At 61.6% G+C, this 20,512-nt stretch carries 11 protein-coding genes and 1 pseudogene; 2 read left to right on the forward strand and 10 right to left on the reverse strand.

Annotated features, from left to right (window positions below; all coding sequences use genetic code 11):
- Positions 1 to 5: 5 nt before the first annotated feature.
- The 6 genes from ALP40_RS17050 to pvdM form a co-directional block, all read right to left on the reverse strand.
- Positions 6 to 2,438: a TonB-dependent siderophore receptor gene (locus ALP40_RS17050; protein WP_122209395.1), complete on the reverse strand. Its 2,433-nt coding sequence runs from the start codon at positions 2,436 to 2,438 to the stop codon at positions 6 to 8.
- A 272-nt stretch (positions 2,439 to 2,710) separates the two neighbouring features.
- On the reverse strand, positions 2,711 to 4,957 hold the full coding sequence (locus ALP40_RS17055; protein ID WP_122209396.1) for a TonB-dependent siderophore receptor: 2,247 nt from the start codon (positions 4,955 to 4,957) through the stop codon (positions 2,711 to 2,713).
- A 304-nt stretch (positions 4,958 to 5,261) separates the two neighbouring features.
- A complete protein-coding gene (locus tag ALP40_RS17065; RefSeq protein ID WP_122209397.1) occupies positions 5,262 to 6,926 on the reverse strand; it encodes a cyclic peptide export ABC transporter in 1,665 nt (554 codons plus the stop codon).
- A 62-nt stretch (positions 6,927 to 6,988) separates the two neighbouring features.
- Positions 6,989 to 7,849 carry a formylglycine-generating enzyme family protein gene (locus ALP40_RS17070; RefSeq protein WP_122209398.1) on the reverse strand — a complete coding sequence of 287 codons (861 nt, stop codon included), beginning with the start codon at positions 7,847 to 7,849 and terminating at the stop codon, positions 6,989 to 6,991.
- A 53-nt stretch (positions 7,850 to 7,902) separates the two neighbouring features.
- Positions 7,903 to 9,183 (reverse strand): aminotransferase class V-fold PLP-dependent enzyme, encoded by a 1,281-nt coding sequence (locus ALP40_RS17075; protein ID WP_122209399.1) that lies wholly within the window; start codon positions 9,181 to 9,183, stop codon positions 7,903 to 7,905.
- The gene (gene pvdM / locus ALP40_RS17080; protein WP_122209400.1) at positions 9,180 to 10,523 is read right to left on the reverse strand and encodes a pyoverdine-tailoring dipeptidase-like protein PvdM; all 1,344 of its coding nucleotides are present in this window, start codon (positions 10,521 to 10,523) and stop codon (positions 9,180 to 9,182) included. Before pvdM ends, ALP40_RS17075 begins: the two co-directional genes overlap by 4 nt.
- 297 nt (positions 10,524 to 10,820) lie before the next feature.
- Between pvdM and ALP40_RS17085 the strand changes: the two genes are divergently transcribed.
- The gene (locus ALP40_RS17085) at positions 10,821 to 12,455 is read left to right on the forward strand and encodes a PvdJ/PvdD/PvdP-like protein (protein ID WP_122209401.1); all 1,635 of its coding nucleotides are present in this window, start codon (positions 10,821 to 10,823) and stop codon (positions 12,453 to 12,455) included.
- A 266-nt stretch (positions 12,456 to 12,721) separates the two neighbouring features.
- Here the strand turns inward: ALP40_RS17085 and ALP40_RS17090 are convergent, their stop codons facing one another.
- From ALP40_RS17090 to ALP40_RS17100, 3 genes are read right to left on the reverse strand one after another with little or no spacing between them, the layout of a single operon-like run.
- Entirely contained in the window at positions 12,722 to 14,110 is a 1,389-nt protein-coding gene (locus ALP40_RS17090) for an efflux transporter outer membrane subunit (RefSeq protein ID WP_122209402.1), read from the reverse strand.
- A gap of 11 nt (positions 14,111 to 14,121) precedes the next feature.
- Positions 14,122 to 16,089, reverse strand: coding sequence for a MacB family efflux pump subunit (locus ALP40_RS17095; RefSeq protein WP_122209403.1), 1,968 nt, complete (start codon positions 16,087 to 16,089; stop codon positions 14,122 to 14,124).
- Complete coding sequence (locus tag ALP40_RS17100) at positions 16,090 to 17,262, reverse strand: efflux RND transporter periplasmic adaptor subunit (protein ID WP_122209404.1); 1,173 nt, start codon at positions 17,260 to 17,262, stop codon at positions 16,090 to 16,092.
- Between the two features lie 418 nt (positions 17,263 to 17,680).
- Between ALP40_RS17100 and ALP40_RS17105 the strand changes: the two are divergent.
- Positions 17,681 to 20,007, forward strand: a pseudogene (locus ALP40_RS17105) (acylase).
- Between the two features lie 75 nt (positions 20,008 to 20,082).
- Here ALP40_RS17105 and ALP40_RS17110 read toward each other — a convergent pair.
- Complete coding sequence (locus ALP40_RS17110; RefSeq protein WP_122209405.1) at positions 20,083 to 20,385, reverse strand: hypothetical protein; 303 nt, start codon at positions 20,383 to 20,385, stop codon at positions 20,083 to 20,085.
- Positions 20,386 to 20,512: the final 127 nt, after the last annotated feature.

A 20,512-nucleotide genomic window follows, 5' to 3' on the forward strand; every position in this document is an offset into this window, starting at 1 on the left:
GACAGCTAAAAATCCCCGCGTACGGTCAGTACATAGTTGCGCGGGTCGCCATAATAATTGCCCCGGTCAGTATCGCCCGTGGCCTTGTAATACGTGCGGTCCAGCAGGTTGTTGCCGTTCAGGGCGACGGACCAGTGCTCGTCTATTTTCCACGACACGCGGGCATCCCAGATCGCCCGGCCGGGGTTTTTGATGACCTGGGTCGATTCGATTTCCGAATAGCCACTCTGGGCTGAAACGCCTGCCCCCACTGTCAACCTGTGCCAGGCACCGGGCAGGGTGTAGCTGCTGGTCAGCCTGAACAGGTGGCGGGGTGTTTCGGCGGAAATCGACTGCCCGTCGCTGCCTCGCGTCAGGTTGAAGGTATACCCCGCCAGTGTTTGCAAGCCTGGCAGCAGTTCGCCGCTGGCTTCCAGCTCAAACCCTTTGCTGCGCCGGATATCGCCGTTCAGGTAGCAGGTGCCATAGCTATCGTTGGTTGGACAGTTGCCGCTGTTGGCGTCGTCCTCCGCCGCCACGTCTTTCTGTTTCACGTAGAACACGGCCAGCGATACATTCAGGCGCTTGTCGAAAAGCTCGCCCTTGATCCCTGTTTCATGGCTGGCACCGATGGCCGGTTCGAGGAATTTGCCGCCTGCATTCCGGTAACCGCTCTGCGGCAAGAAAATATCCGTGTAGCTGGCGTACCACGACCACTCGGGGCTCAGGTCGTAGATCACGCCGATGAAAGGCGTGACTTCCTGATCCTGCCGGGCCTTGGTCGTCAGGCCTGCCGATTGGGTCTGATAGTCATACCAACTGATGCGTCCACCCATCGCCAGACCCAAGGATTGAGTCAGGTTCAGGCGCAGGTTGCTGTAGGCGCCGTAACGCTTGTCGCTGAAGTCGGTGATAGTGCTCCAGGCCGGATGGTTCGGCTGGACGACGGCGCTGTGGTCCGGGTTGAAGACATCCAGCGCCTTGCTTGAAGTGACCAGCACTTGCCGCGAACGGCGTTCCTGATCCGACCCGTTGGCGCCTATGGTCAACTGGTGCGTCAGGCCGAAGGCGTCGAAGCGGCCATCCAGATGACTGTCGAAACCGGTACTTTGCAACGTGTCGGAGCGAAACAGGGTCTTGATCGGACGGGAACCGGTGAGGGTCTGCGGGTCAATGGCGCCTTGGGCGTAGGCCACTCGCTGATCGAAATCGCCTTCAGAGTGAGTCACCGACACGGTGCCCGTCCAGTCCTCGTTGAAGTGATGTTCCAGCTCGCTGAACACCTCGTTGGTTTCGGTCTGATGGCGATTCCAGTCTTGCGCCAGCGAGGTGGAACGGGACAGATGCAGGGCACGACCATCGCTGTAGCGTGGCAGGCCGAAGATGGAAAACCCTCTGATGTCCGAGCGCTGATGGCGCAGGCCCAGGGTCAGCGTGATGTCATCGTTGAGATCGGTTTCCAGGGTGCCGTACAGCAATGGCGCGGTTTTATGCAATTCGTCGGTGAAGTAGCCTCGGTCCTCGTAGGACGCCACGAAGCGGCCGCGAAGGTTGCCTGCATCGTTAAGCGCGCTGCTGCCATCCAGGTCCATCCGGTAGCTGTCCCGGCTGCCTGCGCGGGTGGTGACCGATAACCTGGGGATCGCGGTAGGGCGTCTGCGCACCAGATTGACCGCACCGCCAGGATTGCCTGCGCCGATCAATAGGCCTGCTGCACCGCGCAGCACTTCGACGCGGTCGTAAATCGCCATGTCCGGTGTCATCCAGCCGGTCACGCTGTAGCCTTGGCCGGAAACGCCATCGATCGTATAGCTTTCGTCTTCCATCGCGAAGCCGCGAGCACTGAACACGTGTGAGCCGAAGTTGCGTTGAGAAAAGGTAATACCCGGTGTTTGCGCCATCACCTCGTCAAGGCCGGTCAGGTTCTTGTCGTCCATCAACTGGCGCGTCACGACCGTTACCGATTGCGGTGTTTCGCGCAATGAGTGGGGCGTCTTGTTGAGGCTGACTGCGTTGGTGGTGTATGAGCCACTGCCCTCGGTAGTGACGCCGAATTGCCGCGCCTGAATCGCCATCGGTTTGAGGGTCACGGGCGGCAGGACCGGCGTCTGGCTGAGCGTCAGCGTATTGGCCTCGAAGGTGTGCGCAACACCGGCTTGCCGAAGCAGATCCGTGACCGCCTGTTCGGGGGTGAGCCTGCCGCGCACCGGGCTGCCGGTTTTGCCACGCACGTCGTCCGGGTTGTACAGCACTTGCAGATCGCCCTGGCGCGCCAGCTCGTTCAAGGCGCTGCTCAAGGGTTGCGCGGGGATGTCGAACTCGAAGTGTTCTGCCAACGCAGTGCCTTGAAAAAACAGCGACAACATCAACCCCATACCCTTCAGCGCCAACCCGGATTTCGGACTTTGGTCGACGGGTTTCACGCGCCTTGTGTGGCGGCGTTTAAGGGGTGGCGGCATAGCAGGAGGGCTCTTTTGGTACGCGCGTGCAGGATAATGGTTTTGTCGTCGCTTGGGTGATTCGGGGCATCAGTCTTCGTGTGCAAACCCATTGTCTTTGACAGAGCGCGTGCTCAAGGCAACCGCCTCCCACGCCATTGCGTTCTTTCAATCACGGGCTGTTTCCGGCATCGGATAAATCTCGTTGATGTCGACGCCGCGAAAGCACAAAAAGCCAAGGGCTTCCCCTTGGCTTTGTGGTTGTCGCAGTCATCCGGGCATCGGGCGGTAAATCAGAAATCTCCGCGCAGGGTCAGGACGTAGCTGCGGGGTTCGCCGTAGACGTTGGAACGGTCGGTGGCCACGGCAGTGGTGTAGTACTTGCGGTCGAACAGGTTCTCGGCGTTGAGCGAAACACGCCAGTTTTCGTCCAGCTTCCAGGAGGCACGGGCATCCCAGATCGCGCGACCGGCAACGCCCAACTGGTCGTTGAACGGCACTTCGTAACCCGAGTCTGCCGATACGCCAGCCCCCAGAGTCAGGCGATTCCAGGCGCCCGGCAGGTTGTAGCTGGTGTTGAGGCGCAGCATGTGTTTCGGCGTTTCGTAAGCCACTTCTGCGTCACCGTTGTTGCGCAACAGGTTGTAGGTGTAGCCGCCGAACACTTGCAGCCCCGGCAAGACTTCGCCGCTGGCTTCGATTTCCACGCCCTTGCTGCGCTTGATGCCGTCTTGCAGGTAGCACGAGCCGTCGGCGCTGGTTGGGCAGAGCGTTGTCGAGGCTGCCTCCGACAGATCCACTGCCGCAACGTCTTTCTGTTTGATGTAGAACAGCGCCATCGACAGGTTCAGGCGCTTGTCGAACAGCTCGCCCTTGAAGCCGGTTTCGTAGTTGGAACCGATGGCCGGATCCAGCGGCGAGCCAGCGATGTCGACGAAGTCGGCCTGCGGCGTGAAGATATCGGCGTAACTGGCGTACCACGACCAGTTGTCGTTGATGTCGTAGATCAGACCGGCGAACGGTGTGAATTCCTGCGTCTGCTTGGATTCGTAGCTGTTGGCTGCGCCGGTTTTTACATCGTACTGATAGTCGTACCAGCTCAAACGGCTGCCCAGTACAAGGCTCAACGGTTCGCTCAAGTGAATCCGCGCATTGGCGTAAAGGCCTGCACGCTCTTCGGTCATGTCGATGTCGTTGCCCCAGGCCGGACGTACGGGCTTGGGGAAGGCGTTCTGGTTGACGTTGAAAATGTTGATGGGCGAAGCCGTTCGGACCTGCGCCTGTTTGGTATTGGATTCCTGTCTGGACCAGTCGGCACCGAGGGTCAACTGATGGTTCAGGCCGAACGCGTTGAAGTTGCCCTCCAACTGGCTGTTGAGGCCGGTGCTGTTCACTTCGTCCTTGCGGAACAAGGTGTTCTGAAACGCCGAGCCTGCCAGCGTGTTGGGGTTTACCGCGCCGCGTGCATAGGCTATCGCCTGATCGAATCCGCCTTGGGAATAGGTCAACGACGTCCGGCTTCTCCAGTCATCGTTGAAGCGGTGTTCGATTTCGGTGAACACCTCAGTCATGTCGCTTTCGAGGCGGTTCCAGTCCTGCGCCAGGTTGGTCGAGCGTGACAGGCCCAGCGACTGGCCGTTGCTGTAGCGGGGCAGGGCGTAGATGGAGTAGCCGTTGATGACCTGTTCCTGGCGACGCAGGCTCATGGTCAGCGTGGTGGTGTCAGACACGTCGGCTTCGACGATGCCGTACAGCAGCGGCGTGCGGCTGTCGCGGCCATCCAGGTACGAGCCGCTGTCGTCATAGGCGGCGACCATACGGCCACGCAGGGTGCCTGAATCGTTGAGCTTGCCGCTGCCGTCCAGGTCGACCCGGTACTGATCCCAGGAACCGGCGCGGGTGGTGATCGAAAACTTGTTCTCTGCGGTCGGACGCTTGCGTACCAGGTTCACCGCACCGCCGGGCTGACCCGCGCCGACCAGCAGGCCGGACGCGCCACGCAGCACTTCGACACGGTCGTAGATGGCCATGTCCGGCTGCATCCAGCCGGTGATCTGATAGCCCTGGCCGCCAATGCCATCGACCAGAAAGCTCTCCGCCAGCAGCGAGAAGCCGCGCGAGGTGTACACGTGACCGCCGAAGTTGCGGTACTGGAAGCTCATGCCGGGGGTGTCTTCCAGCACGTCGCTGAGGCTGTTCAGGTTGTTGTCGTCCATCACCTGTCGTGTCACGACGCTGACCGACTGCGGCGTTTCACGCAGCGACTGCGGTGCGCCTTTGCCGATGCTCACGGCGCCAGTGGTGTAGGAACCCGTGCCATCGGTGGTGGTGCCCAGCGAATTGGAGTCGATGGCGGTTGGGGCCAGGGTCACCGTGCCTGCGGTGGTCGAGCCTTCTGTGGTGGCTTCTTCCGCCTGGACCTGCACAGCCAGCGGCATGCACAGCGCGAAACCCATTGCTGCCACAGATGGTCGGGCGCTGAACATCTGGCTGAGCAGCAAGGCTTTGCTGAGCGGGGTGAGTCGAGACGGGTTGTGCATGACGTGGCTCTTTTTAGTAGGTATCGGCAAAGGGCAGATAGCGTCGGTCAGATCTGCGCGGGCTGGTCTGTTCCGCCATTCGCGCAGTCAGGAGCAACTTTTTTATGGGCAATCGGGCGAGAAAGCAGCCATGCGCACCGTTGCTGTAAATGAGAACGAAAGCGAATCACTGTTATTTAATGAATTTTTCACATCGCGTGAAAAAAGATGGCGGATGGCTAGCAATGCACCTGCGCAGGCGGCCCATAGAACGAAAAAGCCCCGCTCGTGGACAGGCCGGGCGGGGCGTCGGTAACGCCTTCAATCAGGCTGAAACGGAGGCACTCTGTACCTGTTCGACGTCGATTTGCCCGGCGTGCATGCGCACCAACTGGTCGGCGATGTAGAAATACCGGTCATCGTGGGAAATGACGATGATGGTCTTGCCCTGCTGCTTGAGTTCGGGGAGCAGCTCGGTATAGAACACGCGACGGAAGGCCGGGTCCTGATCGGCGGCCCATTCGTCGAACACCAGCACCTGACGCTCGTCCAGCCAGGCATTGATCAGCGCCAGACGCTTACGCTGGCCGGTGGACAGATCGGTGGTGGTAAAAGCACCGTCACGGATGCTGACCTTATGGGCGATGTCCAGACGCTCCAGGTACTTGCCCGCGTCTTCCGGCAGGCTCGCCTGGCCCTGCAGCGGCTCGTCGAACAGGTAGTAATCGGCAAAGATCGTGGTAAACAGCTGCCGATAGTCATCCAGGTGTTCCGGCGTGACAGACTCGCCGTTTAGGCGAATTTCGCCCTGTTGCGGTTTGTACAGGCCCAGCAGCAGCTTGATCAGCGTGGTCTTGCCGCAGCCGTTCTCGCCCACGATGAACACGATGTCGCCCTGCTTGATGCTCAGGTTGACCGGGCCGAGGTGGAACGCGTCGCTGCCTTCCACGGCCGGGTAGTCATAACGCAGTTGATGCAGCTCCAGCGTCTTGAGACTGGCCAGTGAATTGGGCCGGTCGCTGACCAGCAGGTGCGGCTCGGGGCTTGAAAACTTCCACGACAGCTCGGCAATACGGCGCATGGCGATCTGCGCGCGGCTGATGGCGGGCAGGGAATTGATCAGGCGTTCCAGCGGGCCTTTCATGTACAGCATCACCAGCACGAAGCCGCCCAGCACGGTTTTCTCGGTGGTCGGCCACAAGGCCTGAAAGGCGATGGCCATGCCGATCACGGCAAAGAACAGCATTGACCCGAAGGTCTCGGCACTGACAAAAATATTCGCGGCGCGGATGTTCGCGCGGCAGATCTGCTCGGTGGTGCCGTGGATCTGTTCATCGAGCATGTGCTGGCGACGCTTGCGCTGGATGCGCAGCTCCTTGGCACCTGCCGACAGCGCCTGGTAGTGCTTCTGCAGTTCGTCTTCGCCATTGCGTGCCGACTGAATGCTCCGCGTCCCGAAGGCGTGGGCGAGGTACTGCGCACCGGTGCCCAACACAACGGTCAACACCGTCAGTGCCAGAATCTGCCACGACAACAAGGCCAGATAGGTCAGGCAGCCGAGGGTCACGGTAAACGCGATCACCATCGGTGCCACCGACAGGGCAAAGGTGCTGAGGGTGTTGACGTCGTTAAGCAGCACCGGGATCAGCCGGTGCGAGCGATAACGTTCCAATTGTTCGATCGGCGCGACCAGCACCTTGGCTGCCAGTTCGCGGCGCAGGTTGGCGACCACTCGCTGGCCCACGTAGTGGGTCGACAGGTTGGACAGTGTCGAACACGCCAGCGTCAGTACGCACAGCCCGGCGAACAGCAGCGCGGTGTGGGTATTCGGCCCGGCCGGCAGGTTCATCGCGTTATTGATGGTCGCCAGCAACGCTGTCACGCTCAGGCCACTGACGATCCCCAGCACCGTCGACAGCGCCACCAGCCACCAGAAAGGTTTGAGGATTCTCAGGGTTTCCCCGGCGAGGCTTTGGGTTTTGAGGGTCATGAGGGTTCTCGTGAGTGTCCGTGATGGCGGCCTTGTCAAAGGCCGCAGGCTCGATGAGTCGGTCAGAGGTCGCGCATGACCCGAAAGCCCAGCCAGTCGCCGCGTACATCCGGCTGGCGGCTGTTGCGGTTGCCGGAGCGCGAAAAAATAGGCGCTTCGGTCCAGTCGTTGCCGCGAATCATTTTCCAGGTGCAATCGCCCGCCAGCCAGGCACTGCCGTCGGTGGGCGCGCCGTTGTAGTTGCTGGTCTCGCAGTCGGCGGTCCACTCGTACACGTTGCCGTGGGCGTCGTAGATGCCGAAGTCGTTCGGGCTATAGCTGCCCGCCGGGGCGGTGTAGCTGAAACCGTCTTCCGGGCCGTAGGTGTTGGCGTGTTTGGCGATGCCATACGTCTTGCCTTCATCCATCGGGAACGGGAACGAACCCTTGCTGCCGCCGCGTGCGGCGTATTCACGGGCCGCTTCGCTGACCATGCGGTAGGACTTGCCGGTCTTCTTCGACAGCCAGGCGACGTAGGCTTTGGCTTCGTTCCAGTCCATGCACACCGCAGGCTGACGCGGGCCAAGCGGATAGCGCGGCTTGCCTGCCTTGCATTCGCGTCCGGGGCGGGTATCGCCGTCCGGCATTTTGTAACCGGAGCTTTTGATGTAGGCGTCCCATTCGCCGCTCAGCACCTGAAAGCGGCTGATGGCGAAGGGTTTGGCGAAGGTCACATCGTGCATCGGCCCTTCGTCCGGCTGGCGACCCAGTTCCTCTTCCGGCGCGCCCATGGTGAAGGTGCCCGCAGGCAGCACGACCATTTCGGGGCAATCCTTGCAGTCCTTGAAGACTTTCCCGGCCTCAGGCGTCGCCGCCTGAACGGTGCCGCTCAAGAACAGACCGAACAGCGAGGTCAGGGACAGGGTGAACAGCATCTTTTTCATGACGGGCCTCAGTGGCAAAAAGCGGAAAGCAGGTGATAGCGGGTGTGCAGGCGTCAGGTACGCTGGTCGAGCAGCGCCATGAAGCGGTCGACTTCGGCTTCGCTGTTCAGAAGGCCTGGCGCGGTGCGCACCACCGGGCCGACATCGCGGCTCACCGCATCGACCACCATGCGGTTTTTCATCAACCAGGCCGCCACCTCGTCGCTGGCTTGATCCTTGACCCTGAAAAAGCTGAAACCTGCCGACAGGGCAGGGTCCATCGGTGTGACCAGCTCGACGTTGCGCTGCGCTTGCAGGCGTTCCTTGAGGTAGCTGTTGAGCTGATGGATGCGCGCCTCAACATCGGCCTTGCCCAGTTGCAGGTGCAGCTCGAACGCTTTGTTCAGCGCCCAGCGGTGTTCGAACGAGTGATAGCCGCCCGGCGTCATGGTGGTGGCGAAATTGGTCGCTTCGGAGAAGGTCGGGATCGTGGGCGTGAGATCGGTCATCTGTTCCGAGCGGGCGCAAACAATCCCGGTGCCACGCGGGCCGAACATCCACTTGTGGGTGCCCGCCACGAAGTAGTCGCACTTCATGGCCGGGAAATCCAGATTCTCCACGCCAAAGCCGTGCACGCCGTCGATTACGTACAGGATGCGGTCCTTGGCGTCGCGGTTGCGATTGTGCTCCTCGACCAGATCGCCGATAGCGCCGAGCGGCAGCTTTACGCCGCTGCCCGATTGCACCCAGGTCATGCCCAGTACACGGGTATTGGCCTGGATGTTGCGGGCAATCGAACCGATGATTTCGTCGGCCGACACCTGCGCCGGGTCTTTGAACAAGCGGATTCTGCGCACCTGAGTGCCGTCACGCTGCTGGCGGAAATTGAGGATGCTGCGGGCGCAGGAGTGCTCGTGTTCGGTGGTGAGGATTTCCTGATCCGGGCGGATGTGCAGGCCGCCGTAGATGATCGCCAGCCCTTCGGTGGTGCTGCCGGTCAAGGCGATCTGGCCAGGTTTGGCATTCAGGTATTTGCCTGCCCAGACACGCACTTCATGCTCGCGCAGTTCGGTTTCCTGCAGGTCCCAATCCATTGCCAGACCGGGGTTGCGATCAATGTGGGCGCGGTGCTGCTCGATGGCTTCGCGCACGGGTCTTGGGTGCGAGGCCACCAGAAAGTTGGAGAAGTGAATGTAGTCCGGGTCCTGATTGAACAGTTGCTTGAGCCCGCCCCATTTGTCTGCCGACACCGGTTCTGGCGTGGCAGCCGTAGCGGGTGCGATCAGGCCCGAGCCAAGTGGCAGGGCGGCGGCCAGCAGTCCGGCCTGTTTGAGGAACGTTCTGCGATCAGTCATGGCTTGACCACCGGCTTGGCCGAGGCCTGCACCTGTTCCCAGACACGCAGGAAATTGCCACCCCACAATTTGGCGATGTCGGCTTCGGCATAGCCGCGCTCGATCAGCTCGGCGGTCACGTTGCGGATCTCGCTGACGTCGTTGAAGCCTTCCACGCCGCCACCGTCGTTAAAGTCTGAGCTGATGCCGACATGGTCGATGCCGATCTTTCTCACCGTGTAATCGATCGCGTTGACGAAATCCTTGACCGTGGCCTTGGGCTCTTCCTCAAGAATTGCGTAAAGCTTGCTGGCGTAAGCACCGAAGCGTTGTTCCGGCCAGACCGTGATGATTGCATCGCCGGGCATCAGCGCCATTGCGAGATTGGGCAGTGGCGGCAGGTCGAATTCCTTGCGCAGCGCGTTGAGCTTGTCCTGGGTCTTCTGGCTCAAGGGCTTCAGATAGGCAGGGAAAGCAACGACCTGGACCACGCCACCGCTCTGCTTGATCCGTTGCATTTCTTCATCGCTGAGGTTGCGTGGAATGTCCACCAGCGCACGCGGTGCCGAGTGCGAGGCAACCATCGGCGTGCGGCTCAATTGGCTGACTTGTTCCAGCGCCTTGCTCGACATTTGCGACACGTCGATGATCACGCCAAGGTCGTTCAGGCGCTGCACGGCCTGTTTGCCGATCTCGGACAGACCGCCCAGCGCATCCGGCGTGTCGTTGAGGAACGGCAGCGGGCGCGATGAGTCCGCCCAGCTGTTGTTGCCCACGTAGCTGAAGCCGAACATACGCATCCCTCGCGCTGTCCATCGGTCAAGCGCATCAAGGTCGTTACCCAGCGGGTAGGCGTTGAGCATGCTGATGAAAATCGCGAACTTGCCTTCGCCCTGCAAGCGGCGCATGTCGTCCGGGGTGTAGGCGATGCCGACCTGATGGGGGAAGTCGCGCACCATGCCGGTGATGATGGTGTAGCGCACTTCCTGTTGCTTGCGCGCTTCCTCGACGAAGCCGGGTGTCGGGCGATGTGGTGCGTTGGCGCCGTTCCAGATCTCCGGCCAGCCGAACACCGTCAAGGCTGCACCTGACAGACGGCCACGTGCGGTCTTCACAAGATCGAACTGGCCGGAACCGTCCTTGTCAGCCTCGTTGCGCTCGCTGCCGAACTTCATCGGCACCGTGATGTGGCTGTCGAAGGAAATGATCCGCTCTTGCAGGTCTTCTGCCTGCTTCATGACCTTGACCGGGTAGCCTGCGGGTGACCAGTAATTCCAGGCCAAATAGCCTGCGCCTGCACTGATGGCCAGGGCCAGTGGCAGGCCGATGAAGAGAGCCTTTTTCCAACGCGGTTTTGTCATTGCCGTCTCGTTCAGATGATCGGTGCAGGCCTGCCTTGCGTGCGGGCAGCAGGGCCGTTGCTATCTGGGGAGAACGAGCGGATGGCGGAGAAATTTAGCGGTGGTCTTGCCAGGCCGCACCTGATCGTATGCTCCGCGTGGGCATGCAGCCGTGACACAGAGACTGCGGATTCAGTGAGCCGAGCGCTCGGGCTCAATCAGTGCTTCCTGCTCAGGCGAGCCGAGAAGTAAATTTATCCGCAGGCTTTACGTTCTAGCTGGATACCCGGTGTCTCGGGGGCTGTAACAGGTAGGGCAATGACGATTTCTCGACGAGGTTTCATCGCAGGTCTGGCGCTGACCGGCGCGGCAGTGCCAGCGGTCTGGTATGCCCATCGGGAGTTCACGCGTGTCGAGGAGCCCGTCACGCCTGGTGAGGCCACCGCAGGCCCGGCCGATACTGCCACTCAGCGTCTGGCCGACAAGCTGCGCGGCGTGTGGACGCTGCGTTTCGAGGGGCGCGATGCAGGGCTGCGCGGCGCGCCGCTGGACGGTCTGGAAATGTTCCTCGATATCGCCCCGCGGGGCCGTGGATTGCGTGGTTACATCGACACCGCTGAAAACCTGCGCGGCGATGCTATGCCGCGTTTTCGGGTGATTGGCGACCTGCAACCGGCCAACGCTGCCAAATTGTATCTGCGGGTCATGGACGGTCACGCAGGCAACGGCCCGCACAGCGACACGCCGGATTACGAATTCAGCCTGATTCTGGATGAGGTCTGGGGCGCGTTTGGCAATGCTGGCAGCGGCACGCTGAGTGGCCGTATCGAGCGCCTTGATCGACCGCTGGCCTTGCCGGAGCTGGAAAGCCGCGTAATCGCTGTCAAGCAACTGTTTCCTGAGGCGCGAGAACGGGTCAATCTGACGCCTGAGTTTCATGCCTGGCTGATCTCCAAAGAACATCGTCTGTTCCACCAACTCTGGCATGCGTCCCGTGACAAATGGCACAAGCTGCCCAGCGACAAGCAGAAAGCCTTGCGCGGGATCGGCTGGCAGCCGGGGCCGCGGGACAAGGAGCGCGACGCTCGCGGACCGCACAAGGATCGTAACGGTTCGGGCGTGGACTTCTTTTATATGCACCGACACATGCTGATTCAGGCCCGGACGATTCAGGACCTGCCGTCTTGGCCGCGTTTTCCGATGCCCCAGCCGGAACTGGAGCGTGACCGACTGGGCTTCGCGCGTTATTTCGACAACCACGACGGCTGTTCACTGCCGCCGAACTGGCTGGCGCAGGGTGACGAGGAGTACACCCAACTGGTCAGCGACATCAAAAGTCCCGAGACGTATCACACCCATTTTCAGGTCTGGGAATCCCAGTACCGTGACCCGCGCTTTCTGTCGACGCTGACACTGGGACAGTTTGGTTCGCAGGTCGAACTGGAGCTGCACGACTGGCTGCACATGCGTTGGGCCTCGGTGGCCCGTGATCCGGCTAACGGCCAGCCGGTGCCGATGGCGCGACGTTCGGATGACTTTGCCGAGCGCTGGTTCGGCCCTGAAAACGACTTTCTGGCCGACCCGTTCTCGTCCCACGTCAACCCGGTGTTCTGGATGTTTCATGGCTGGATCGACGACCGTATCGATGACTGGTTTCGGGCTCACGAGCGCTTTCATCCCGGTGAGGTGAAGCGCCTTGAAGTCAACGGCGTGCCTTGGTTCGCGTCGGGTCGCTGGGTGGAAGTCAGCGACCCGTGGCTGGGGCCGGACACCCACGGTTGCAGCACCACACCGGGGCTGCAGGCCGGCACGTCGATGGAGATGGACCCGGAAGTCATGAAGCTTGCGCTGCGCATTACCTTTGCCGCCGATGACAAACTCGGCGATCTGGTCCGCCGCGTGCCCCGTCGCCCGTGGTATGCGCGCAATCTGCTGCCGGAGAAGTGGTTTTAGGCGGATAGGCGCTGTCTTACAGCTCACCGCCTCTTATCAAACACGCTGTAATTGACTGAACTGCACGCACACTAGCTTCGGCCCGCAGGGCGTGGGAGCTCTCGGAGGTTACGACGGCAGCGATGGGCTGCGCAGCGGGCCCAGGTTGCATCTGACACACCGCGTATGCAGGTTTTGCTGCCGTTTCCCGGCAGATCGCCGGCAAGCCGCCTCCCACATTCTGCATTGTGTTCGTTCAAGGGCTATTTAAGCGTCCGCTATGCCACTCAACGCACCTGCCATCCACCGCCCAGTGCTTTGTACAGCGCGATACTGGCCTGCACTCTGGACAGCCTCAACTGCACGCTGACGTCCTGTGCCTGGTACAAGGTGCGCTGGGTTTCAAGCACGGTCAGCAGGTCTTCGGCACCTTCCTGATAACGACTCTGGGCGATGCGAAACGCGGTCTGGGCCTGTTTCAGCTCTTCTTCGTGCCAGCCACGCTGGCGATCAAGACCGTCGATGCTGTTCAGGGCCTTTTCCACGTCGGCGAAGCTGTTGATGATTGCGCCGCGATAGGTTTCCAGCAGTTCTTCCTGTCGTGCGGTGGCCCGGTCACGTTCTGCACCAAGGCGGCCGTTGTTGAAAATCGGGCCGACCAAGCCCGCCGCCAGACTGCTGAACGGGGCGCGAAGCCAGTCTTCGGCGCGAACCGATTCAGTGCCGACGCGTGCGCTCAGAGTGAGTTTGGGCAGCATGGCCGCGCGGGCAATCGTGACGTTGGCGTGTGCGGCTGCCAGTTCGGCTTCGGCCTTTGCCAGATCCGGGCGGCGTGTGAGAAGGTCGCTGGGCACGCCACTGCCGATGTCCGGCCAGCTCAGGCTGTCGAATGCCTGGTTGTCCAGTTTCAGGCGCTGCACCGGTTGGCCCAGCAGGGCGGCGAGGGTGATCAGCTGTTCGTTGGCCAGTTGCTGAATCCGTGGCAGTTCGCGTTGCTGGGTGGCAACCAGATTTTTCTGCTGCGCCAGTTCCAGTGCCGTCGCCGAGCCCGAGTCGTAGCGCGTCTGCACCAGTCGCAACACGTCATGCGCGTTGGCCAGATTCAGTTCGGCGATGCGGCCTTGCTCGCGGGCCGACAGGGTTTGCGCGTAGCGGTCGGCAACGTTGCTGAGCAGCGTCAGCTCCACGGTTGCCTGATCGAACTGGCTGGCACGCAGGCTCTGAAGGGCGCTGTCTCGACCGGCCGCGACGCCGCCCCAGAAATCCACCTCGTAGCTGGCGGTCAGGTCGGCCGTAAACATGTCGGTGTTGTTGTCGTCCGACGGGTTGGCCTTGCGGTCGCTGCTGCGCATGAACTTATTACGTTCCCCCCGCAGGCCATAACTCAGTTCAGGCAGCAATGGCGCGCCGCCGATGATCGCCGTTGCCTGGGCCTGACGCACCCGTGCCAAGGCCGCGCCGACTTCATGGCTGTCGCGGCTGGCCTGTTCGATCAGCCGGTTCAGTTCCGGGCTGCCAAAGTGTTGCCACCAGCGGGCATCGGTGCGTTGGGTCGCTGCGCTCCGGGCAAACGCCCAGGCGGGCGGCGGCTGGATGCCGTTGTCCGGGCCGGGTAAGGGCGTGCTGCAGGCGGCCAGCAGCAGGCAAGTGGTCAACAGCGTGAAGGTTGCTTTCATGGAATGATCATTCATTGACTGGTGAGGGCCGCAACCGGGTCGAGGCGGGCGGCTTTGCGGGCGGGCATGAAGCCGAAGATCACCCCGGTGATCAATGCACAGCCAAAGGCTCCCGCCACGGCTGACAGCGAAAAGGCCACCGCGACCTTGCTCAACAGCAACACCGTGCCCATGCCCAGTGCCAGCACGATGCCGGCCAGCCCTCCGACCACCGAAAGCATCACCGCTTCGGTGAGAAACTGGCGGAGGATGTCGCTCTGACGCGCACCGGTGGCCATGCGGATGCCAATCTCCCGCGTCCGCTCGCGAACGGTCATCAGCATGATGTTCATGACGCCGATGCCGCCGACCAGCAGCGAGATGGCCGCAATCGAGCCGAGCATCAACGACAACGTGTTTTGCGTGCGGGCCTCGGCCTGGATCATCGCTGCGTTGTTGGTCAGCTCGTAATCCTGTTTGCCGTTGTGCAGGTGGTTCAGCAGGTCGCGGATCGCCGCTTCTGCCTGTTTGACGTTTTCGGCGTCGCGGGTAGCGATTGTGATGTACTCCGGGTCTTGCGAGCCGAACAGGCGAATGCTGGCCGATGAATAGGGAATCGCGATGCGGTTGTCGCTGTCCAGGTCGCCCGAGCTGGCGCCTTTTTCCTGAAGCACGCCCACCACTTGAAACGGCACGTTCTCGATCAGGATGTACTGGCCGATGGGGTCGATGCGCTCACCGAACAGCTTTTGCCGGACTTTGTGCCCGATCACAGCCACTGCCGCGGCACTCTGTTCATCGGCTTCGGTGAAGTAGCTGCCTTCCACCACCGGCCAGTTGAATATGGCCGGGAAGTGCGTGTCGTTGCCGCCCACGTAGCTGGAGTGGTCGACATTGCCGAAGCGCACACCTGCCTGTCCGCCGTTGACCGGCATGATCATCCTGACCTCGGGCAGATCACCCAGCGCAGCGACTTCTTCGAGGGTGATAATGCCTTTCGGGGCACGCGGGCTGGGTGCCTTGCCGTTCAAGTAGATGATGTTGGAGCCGAAGGACGACATCTGGGCCATGACCTGACGCTTGCTGCCTTCGCCCACCGCCAGCATGACCACCACCGAGGCGACGCCGATCACGATGCCCAGCAGCGTCAGTGCGGTGCGAAACCGGTTGATCCACATCACTCGCCACGCCGCCTGAACGGCGTCGACCAACTCGCCTTTCCACGCGCTGCGGGCGTTGCTGCCCTGGGCCAGTCGTGCCCGTAGATCGACCGCTTGCAGTGCGCCTGTCGGCTGAGCGTTTCCGACAGTCTCGCTGAGCGTGTCGCTGACGATTCGCCCGTCGCTGATTTCGATGACGCGTCTGGCGCGGGCGGCGACGTCGCGGTCGTGGGTAATCAGAATGACCACATGGCCCTGACTGGCCAGCTCATCCAGCAAGGTCATGACTTCCGCGCCGCTGTGGCTGTCCAGTGCCCCGGTGGGTTCATCGGCGAGGATGATGTGGCCGCCGTTCATCAAGGCGCGCGCGATCGACACCCGCTGCTGCTGACCGCCAGACAGTTGATGCGGGCGATTGCCGGTGCGCGAGGCCAGCCCCAGCCGATCGAGCAGGGCGGCGGCGCGGGCATGCCGCTGCGCTGCCGGAGTGCCCGCGTAGATTGCCGGCATCTCGACGTTTTCCTGGGCCGAGCCAGACGGGATCAGGTGATAACCCTGAAACACGAAGCCGAAGGCTTCGCGGCGCAGCCAGGCCAGCTCGTCACTGCTCAGTTCGGCGACGTTTTCCCCCGCAAACAGGTATTCGCCCGAAGTGGGGCGGTCCAGGCAGCCCAGAATATTCATCAGCGTCGATTTGCCGGAGCCGGATGCTCCGACAATCGCCACGAACTCTCCGGCGTGGATCGACAGGTCGATGCCTTGCAGCACGTTGACCTGCGGGCTGTCGCCTCCGCCATAGGATTTGCGGATGGCCCGCAGGTCGATCAACGGCGTCTGCATTCAGCCTCCGCTGCCAAGCGCGGAGGGCACCAGCACGCGTTCGCCTTCTTCCAGACCGTCAAGGACCTGCACCCGCAACCGGTCGCTGATCCCGGTGCGCACCTGACGGCTCTGCACCTCGCCGCTGGCGGTCAGCACCTGTGCCGTCTGCAGATCGCCTTGGGCGTCGGTTTTCAAGGCCGAAAGCGGTGCGGTCAGCGTGTCCGTCGCGCTGCTTGCAACGAAAAAGATTTGTGCGGTCATTTCCGCCATCAGCGCCTGATCGTCGTTGTCGACATCCAGCAGTACGGTGTACAGCACCACTCGACCGCCACCGTTTTTGCGCGAACTGCTCGGGCTGCCGCCGCCCTGATTCGCCTGTTCCAGCGGTTTGGGCGGCACCGGCAGAATCTGGCGCACGGTACTTTTCCAGCGCCGACTGCCGCCGCTCAGGGTGGTGAAGTAAGCGTTCATGCCCGGTTTCACATGGCCGATGTCGGCCTCGGACACTTCAGCCCAGACGGTCATGGGCGAGAGCCGGGCGATGCGCAGAATCAACGGGGTCTGTTGTTGCGCATTGAGGGTCTGGCCTTCGCGGGCGTCCAGCGCAACCACGGTGCCGCTCATGGGTGCATAAATGCGGGTGTAGCCCAGCGCGGCCTCGTCACTGCGCAGTGCGGCCTGGGCTTCCAGGATCTGCGCCTTGAACATGTCGACCCGGGCCTGGGTGGCGTGAAATTCCGACTCGGCCGCCTGTACGTCTTCGGCACGGGTTGCGCCACCGGCCGCCAGACGCTGCTGACGTTGCCGCTTCTGCTGCGCGAGCTCGTGCAGCGCACGTTGCTCCTGAAGCTGTGCCTTGAGGTTGTCGATAGCGTAGCGCGCCGCGTCGAGTCTGGCTTTTTGAGTGGACGGGTCGATTTCGACCAACAGCTGACCTTCCTTGACCTGGTCGCCCACTTGCACGTGGATCTTCATGATCTGCCCGGTGGCCTGCGAACCGACGTCAACGTAGCTGCGCGGTTGCAGAGTGCCCAACGCTGTCACGCTGCTTTCTATGTTGCTGCGGGTGACTGTCACGGTAGGCACGTTGCTGTGGCTGTCCGGCAGGATTTGCCAGGCGCACACGGCGATGACCGGAAACAGGCACAGCGCCGCGAGGACAGTGCGCCGAGGGAGTCGAGAGCGTTTCATGCAGGGTTCCTGCCTGGAAAAAATCGGCCGGGCGACGGGCGACGGCTATGGGGGCTGTCAGTAAGACGAGGCGAGTGGAGCGGAATTTAGCGTTGTCGGGCTATAGCCCTTAATCGACTAAATTTCGGGCTCCAATCTCGTTTAAAGGTCAGTTTGTAGCGCTGTCGCACGGCACGCTTTTTGTGAAGCACCACCACGTCTTTGACGTAGCGCTATCGCGCAGCAAACACAGTGGGAGCGGACTTGTCCGCGAATGCCGTATTTCAGCCACTGCAAATGCGTCGAATGTACCGGCCTTTTCGCGGACAAGTCCGCCCCCACAAAAGTCCGTGTTTTCCCGTGAATTTACGTTCTGTCTGTTTGAAACGGTCCGTTCCGGTCCTCTTCGTTTTCCTGCCCAGTTGGAGTCAGCGTGTTTATGTCCAGGCCCTTGTCCGGTTTACTTGTTGCAGGTCTTTCGTTCGGGCTGGTGCTGCCCGCTCAGGCACTGGTTGCTCCCGAGAATCAGAGCGCCTCGGCGCAAGTGCGTCGCACCACATTTGGCGTGCCGCATATCGTAGCTGCTGACGAACGCGGGCTGGGTTACGGCATCGGTTACGCCTATGCCCAGGACAACCTGTGCCTGCTCGCCAACGAGGTCGTTACGGTCAATGGTGAGCGCTCCCGCTATTTCGGCCCCGACAAGGCGACCCTCGAACAGCGCAACAATATGGCCAGCGACCTGCTGTTCAAATGGCTGAACACGCCTGAGGCGCTGGCCGATTTCTGGAAGGCCCAGCCGGCCGAGATTCGTCAATTGATGCAGGGTTACGCGGCCGGCTATAACCGCTCACTGGGCGAGCAGCATGCCAAAGGCTTGCCGACAGCCTGCGCCGCTGAATGGGTACGACCGATCAGTACCGACGATCTGGTGCGCCTGACCCGTCGATTGCTGGTCGAAGGCGGGGTGGGGCAGTTCACTGAAGCGCTGGCCGGGGCCAGCCCGCCGCAGAAGGGTGCTCAGGTCGGCGTTGAGCGCGAGCAGCGTCAGGCCTTACAACTGGCTGCCGCTCGCAATGAGCGGTTCGCACTGGAGCGCGGTAGCAATGCGGTGGCGATCGGGCGCGAGCTGTCGGCCAACGGACGCGGCATGTTGCTGGCCAACCCGCACTTCCCGTGGGGCGGCGGCATGCGTTTCTATCAGATGCACCTGACCATCCCCGGCAAGCTGGACGTGATGGGCGCTGCGTTGCCGGGGTTGCCGCTGATCAACATCGGCTTCAACCAGCACCTGGCCTGGACCCATACCGTCGATACGTCCAGGCATTTCACCCTGCATCGTTTGCAACTGGACCCGAAAGACCCGACACGTTACCTGCTCGACGGCAAGTCAGTGGCGATGGGCAAGCAACAGCTCAGCGTGCAGGTGAAGCAGGCGGACGGCAGCGTCAAGCCGGTGACCCGTACCGTCTATTCATCGACATTCGGTCCGGTGGTGCAATGGCCGGGAAGGCTGGACTGGGATGACAAGTTCGCCTTCAGCCTGCGCGATGCAAACCTGAAGAACGACCGGGTGCTGCAACAGTGGTATGCGATGGATCAGGCCAAGAGTCTCAAAGCGTTCCAGGATTCGGTGCGCAGCCTTCAGGGGATTCCGTGGGTGAACACCGTGGCGGTGGATGCCAAGGGCCAGGCGCTGTACAGCCGAATGTCGACGCGGTGAAGCTTGCCAAGTGCAGCGACCCGCGCATCGGCACCGAATTGATCGTCCTCGACGGTTCGCGCAGTGACTGTAACTGGGATATCTCGCCCGAGGCGGCGCAGCCGGGTATTTACCCTTCGTCGCGACAGCCGCAACTGTTGCGAACAGACTTCGTGCAGCATTCCAACGACTCAGCCTGGATGGTCAACCCGGCAGCGCCGCAGAAAAACTTCTCGCCGCTGATCAGCCAGGAAGGCCAGCCGCTCGGGTTGCGTGCGCGTTTTGCGCTGGATCGACTCGGCAAACTGCAGCAGATGGGCAAGGTCAGCGTCGAGAACCTGCAAGCCATGGTGATGGACAACGAGGTGTATCAGGCCGGGCAAGTATTGCCGGACCTCTTGCAGTTCTGTGCCACAGGGCTGGGTGGCGATGAAAAACGCCTCGCACCGCTGTGTACAGCCCTGAAAACCTGGGACGGACGCGCTGATCTCAACAGCGGCTTGGGTTTGGTGTATTTCCAGAAAATCATGAGCGCGATGCAGACGGTCGGTTCGCGCTGGCGAGTGGTGTTCGATGCCAAGGACCCGGTTCACACGCCCCGTGGTCTGGCCATCGAGTACCCGGAAGTTGCTACGGCGTTACGTGCCGCCATGCTGACGGCGCTGGATGAAGTGAGCAAGGCCGGTCTGTCAGCGAAGACGACCTGGGGTGACATTCAGGTGTCGAGCCAGAGTGGTGTACCTGTTCCGATCCACGGCGGTCCGGCAGCACTGGGCGTCTACAACGCGATGCAGACCGTAGCGGGCAAGGACGGCAAGCGTGAAGTGGTCAGCGGCACCAGCTATCTGCAAGTGGTGACGTTCGACAATGATGGTCCGCAGGCCAAGGGGCTGCTGGCGTTCTCCGAGTCGAGCAACCCGCAGTCGGCGCATTCAAGGGACCAGACCGAGGCGTTTTCGAAGAAGCAATGGACGACGCTGCCGTTCACCGAGCAGCAAATCAAGGCTGATCCGGGGTATCAGGTGCTGGAGATCAAGGAAGACCCTTCGTCTTCCGGACGCTGATCGGGCAGTTGTCAATCAGCTAGCCGCCGTGATTGGGCCGCGTGGCCCAATTCACATTGCTTAAGGGCCGTGTTGTCAGCCGCCTTGCGTATCGATATCAGCATCGACGCCTTGGGTCGGTTGATGATTGCGTTGAGTCTGGGGCTTTTCCTGAGGCTCATAGTCAGGCACATAGGCGCTTTTTTCAGACGAGCCTTGCGACTGGCTCTGGCTCTGGCTTTGCTGCTGGTTATGACGCTGGCCGTCATGCCCGCTCGAATCCGGTACAGCATCCGGCTCTTGCGGATCGATAGCCGGATCGTTGCGGTCCGTCCCTTGGTCCGGCGGCGTGTGTTGACCGGGTGCCTGCTCTTTTTGCCGTTGCGGTTCGGTAGACATGTATACCTCGAAAGTCTGCTTCAAAAATGGCTGACAGACGTTCGAGGCGGAGAGGAAAGGGATCGTTCGATCGGATTGCCGAGTGGTATAAGCGGTGCTGACTGAGCCCGACCATCGTGCCCACGCT

Origin of the sequence: Pseudomonas viridiflava (assembly GCF_003702045.1) — a bacterium.
GTDB lineage: Bacteria > Pseudomonadota > Gammaproteobacteria > Pseudomonadales > Pseudomonadaceae > Aquipseudomonas > Aquipseudomonas viridiflava_C.

What these genes read in the sequence shown, in the direction of transcription:
- pvdM (WP_122209400.1), bottom strand. Translation starts at nt 10,523, where the DNA reads ATGACAAAACCGCGTTGGAAAAAGGCTCTCTTCATCGGCCTGCCACTG.
- ALP40_RS17100 (WP_122209404.1), bottom strand. Translation starts at nt 17,262, where the DNA reads ATGAAACGCTCTCGACTCCCTCGGCGCACTGTCCTCGCGGCGCTGTGC.
- ALP40_RS17050 (WP_122209395.1), bottom strand. Translation starts at nt 2,438, where the DNA reads ATGCCGCCACCCCTTAAACGCCGCCACACAAGGCGCGTGAAACCCGTC.
- ALP40_RS17075 (WP_122209399.1), bottom strand. Translation starts at nt 9,183, where the DNA reads ATGACTGATCGCAGAACGTTCCTCAAACAGGCCGGACTGCTGGCCGCC.
- ALP40_RS17110 (WP_122209405.1), bottom strand. Translation starts at nt 20,385, where the DNA reads ATGTCTACCGAACCGCAACGGCAAAAAGAGCAGGCACCCGGTCAACAC.
- ALP40_RS17065 (WP_122209397.1), bottom strand. Translation starts at nt 6,926, where the DNA reads ATGACCCTCAAAACCCAAAGCCTCGCCGGGGAAACCCTGAGAATCCTC.
- ALP40_RS17055 (WP_122209396.1), bottom strand. Translation starts at nt 4,957, where the DNA reads ATGCACAACCCGTCTCGACTCACCCCGCTCAGCAAAGCCTTGCTGCTC.
- ALP40_RS17095 (WP_122209403.1), bottom strand. Translation starts at nt 16,089, where the DNA reads ATGCAGACGCCGTTGATCGACCTGCGGGCCATCCGCAAATCCTATGGC.
- ALP40_RS17090 (WP_122209402.1), bottom strand. Translation starts at nt 14,110, where the DNA reads ATGAAAGCAACCTTCACGCTGTTGACCACTTGCCTGCTGCTGGCCGCC.
- ALP40_RS17085 (WP_122209401.1), top strand. Translation starts at nt 10,821, where the DNA reads ATGACGATTTCTCGACGAGGTTTCATCGCAGGTCTGGCGCTGACCGGC.
- ALP40_RS17070 (WP_122209398.1), bottom strand. Translation starts at nt 7,849, where the DNA reads ATGAAAAAGATGCTGTTCACCCTGTCCCTGACCTCGCTGTTCGGTCTG.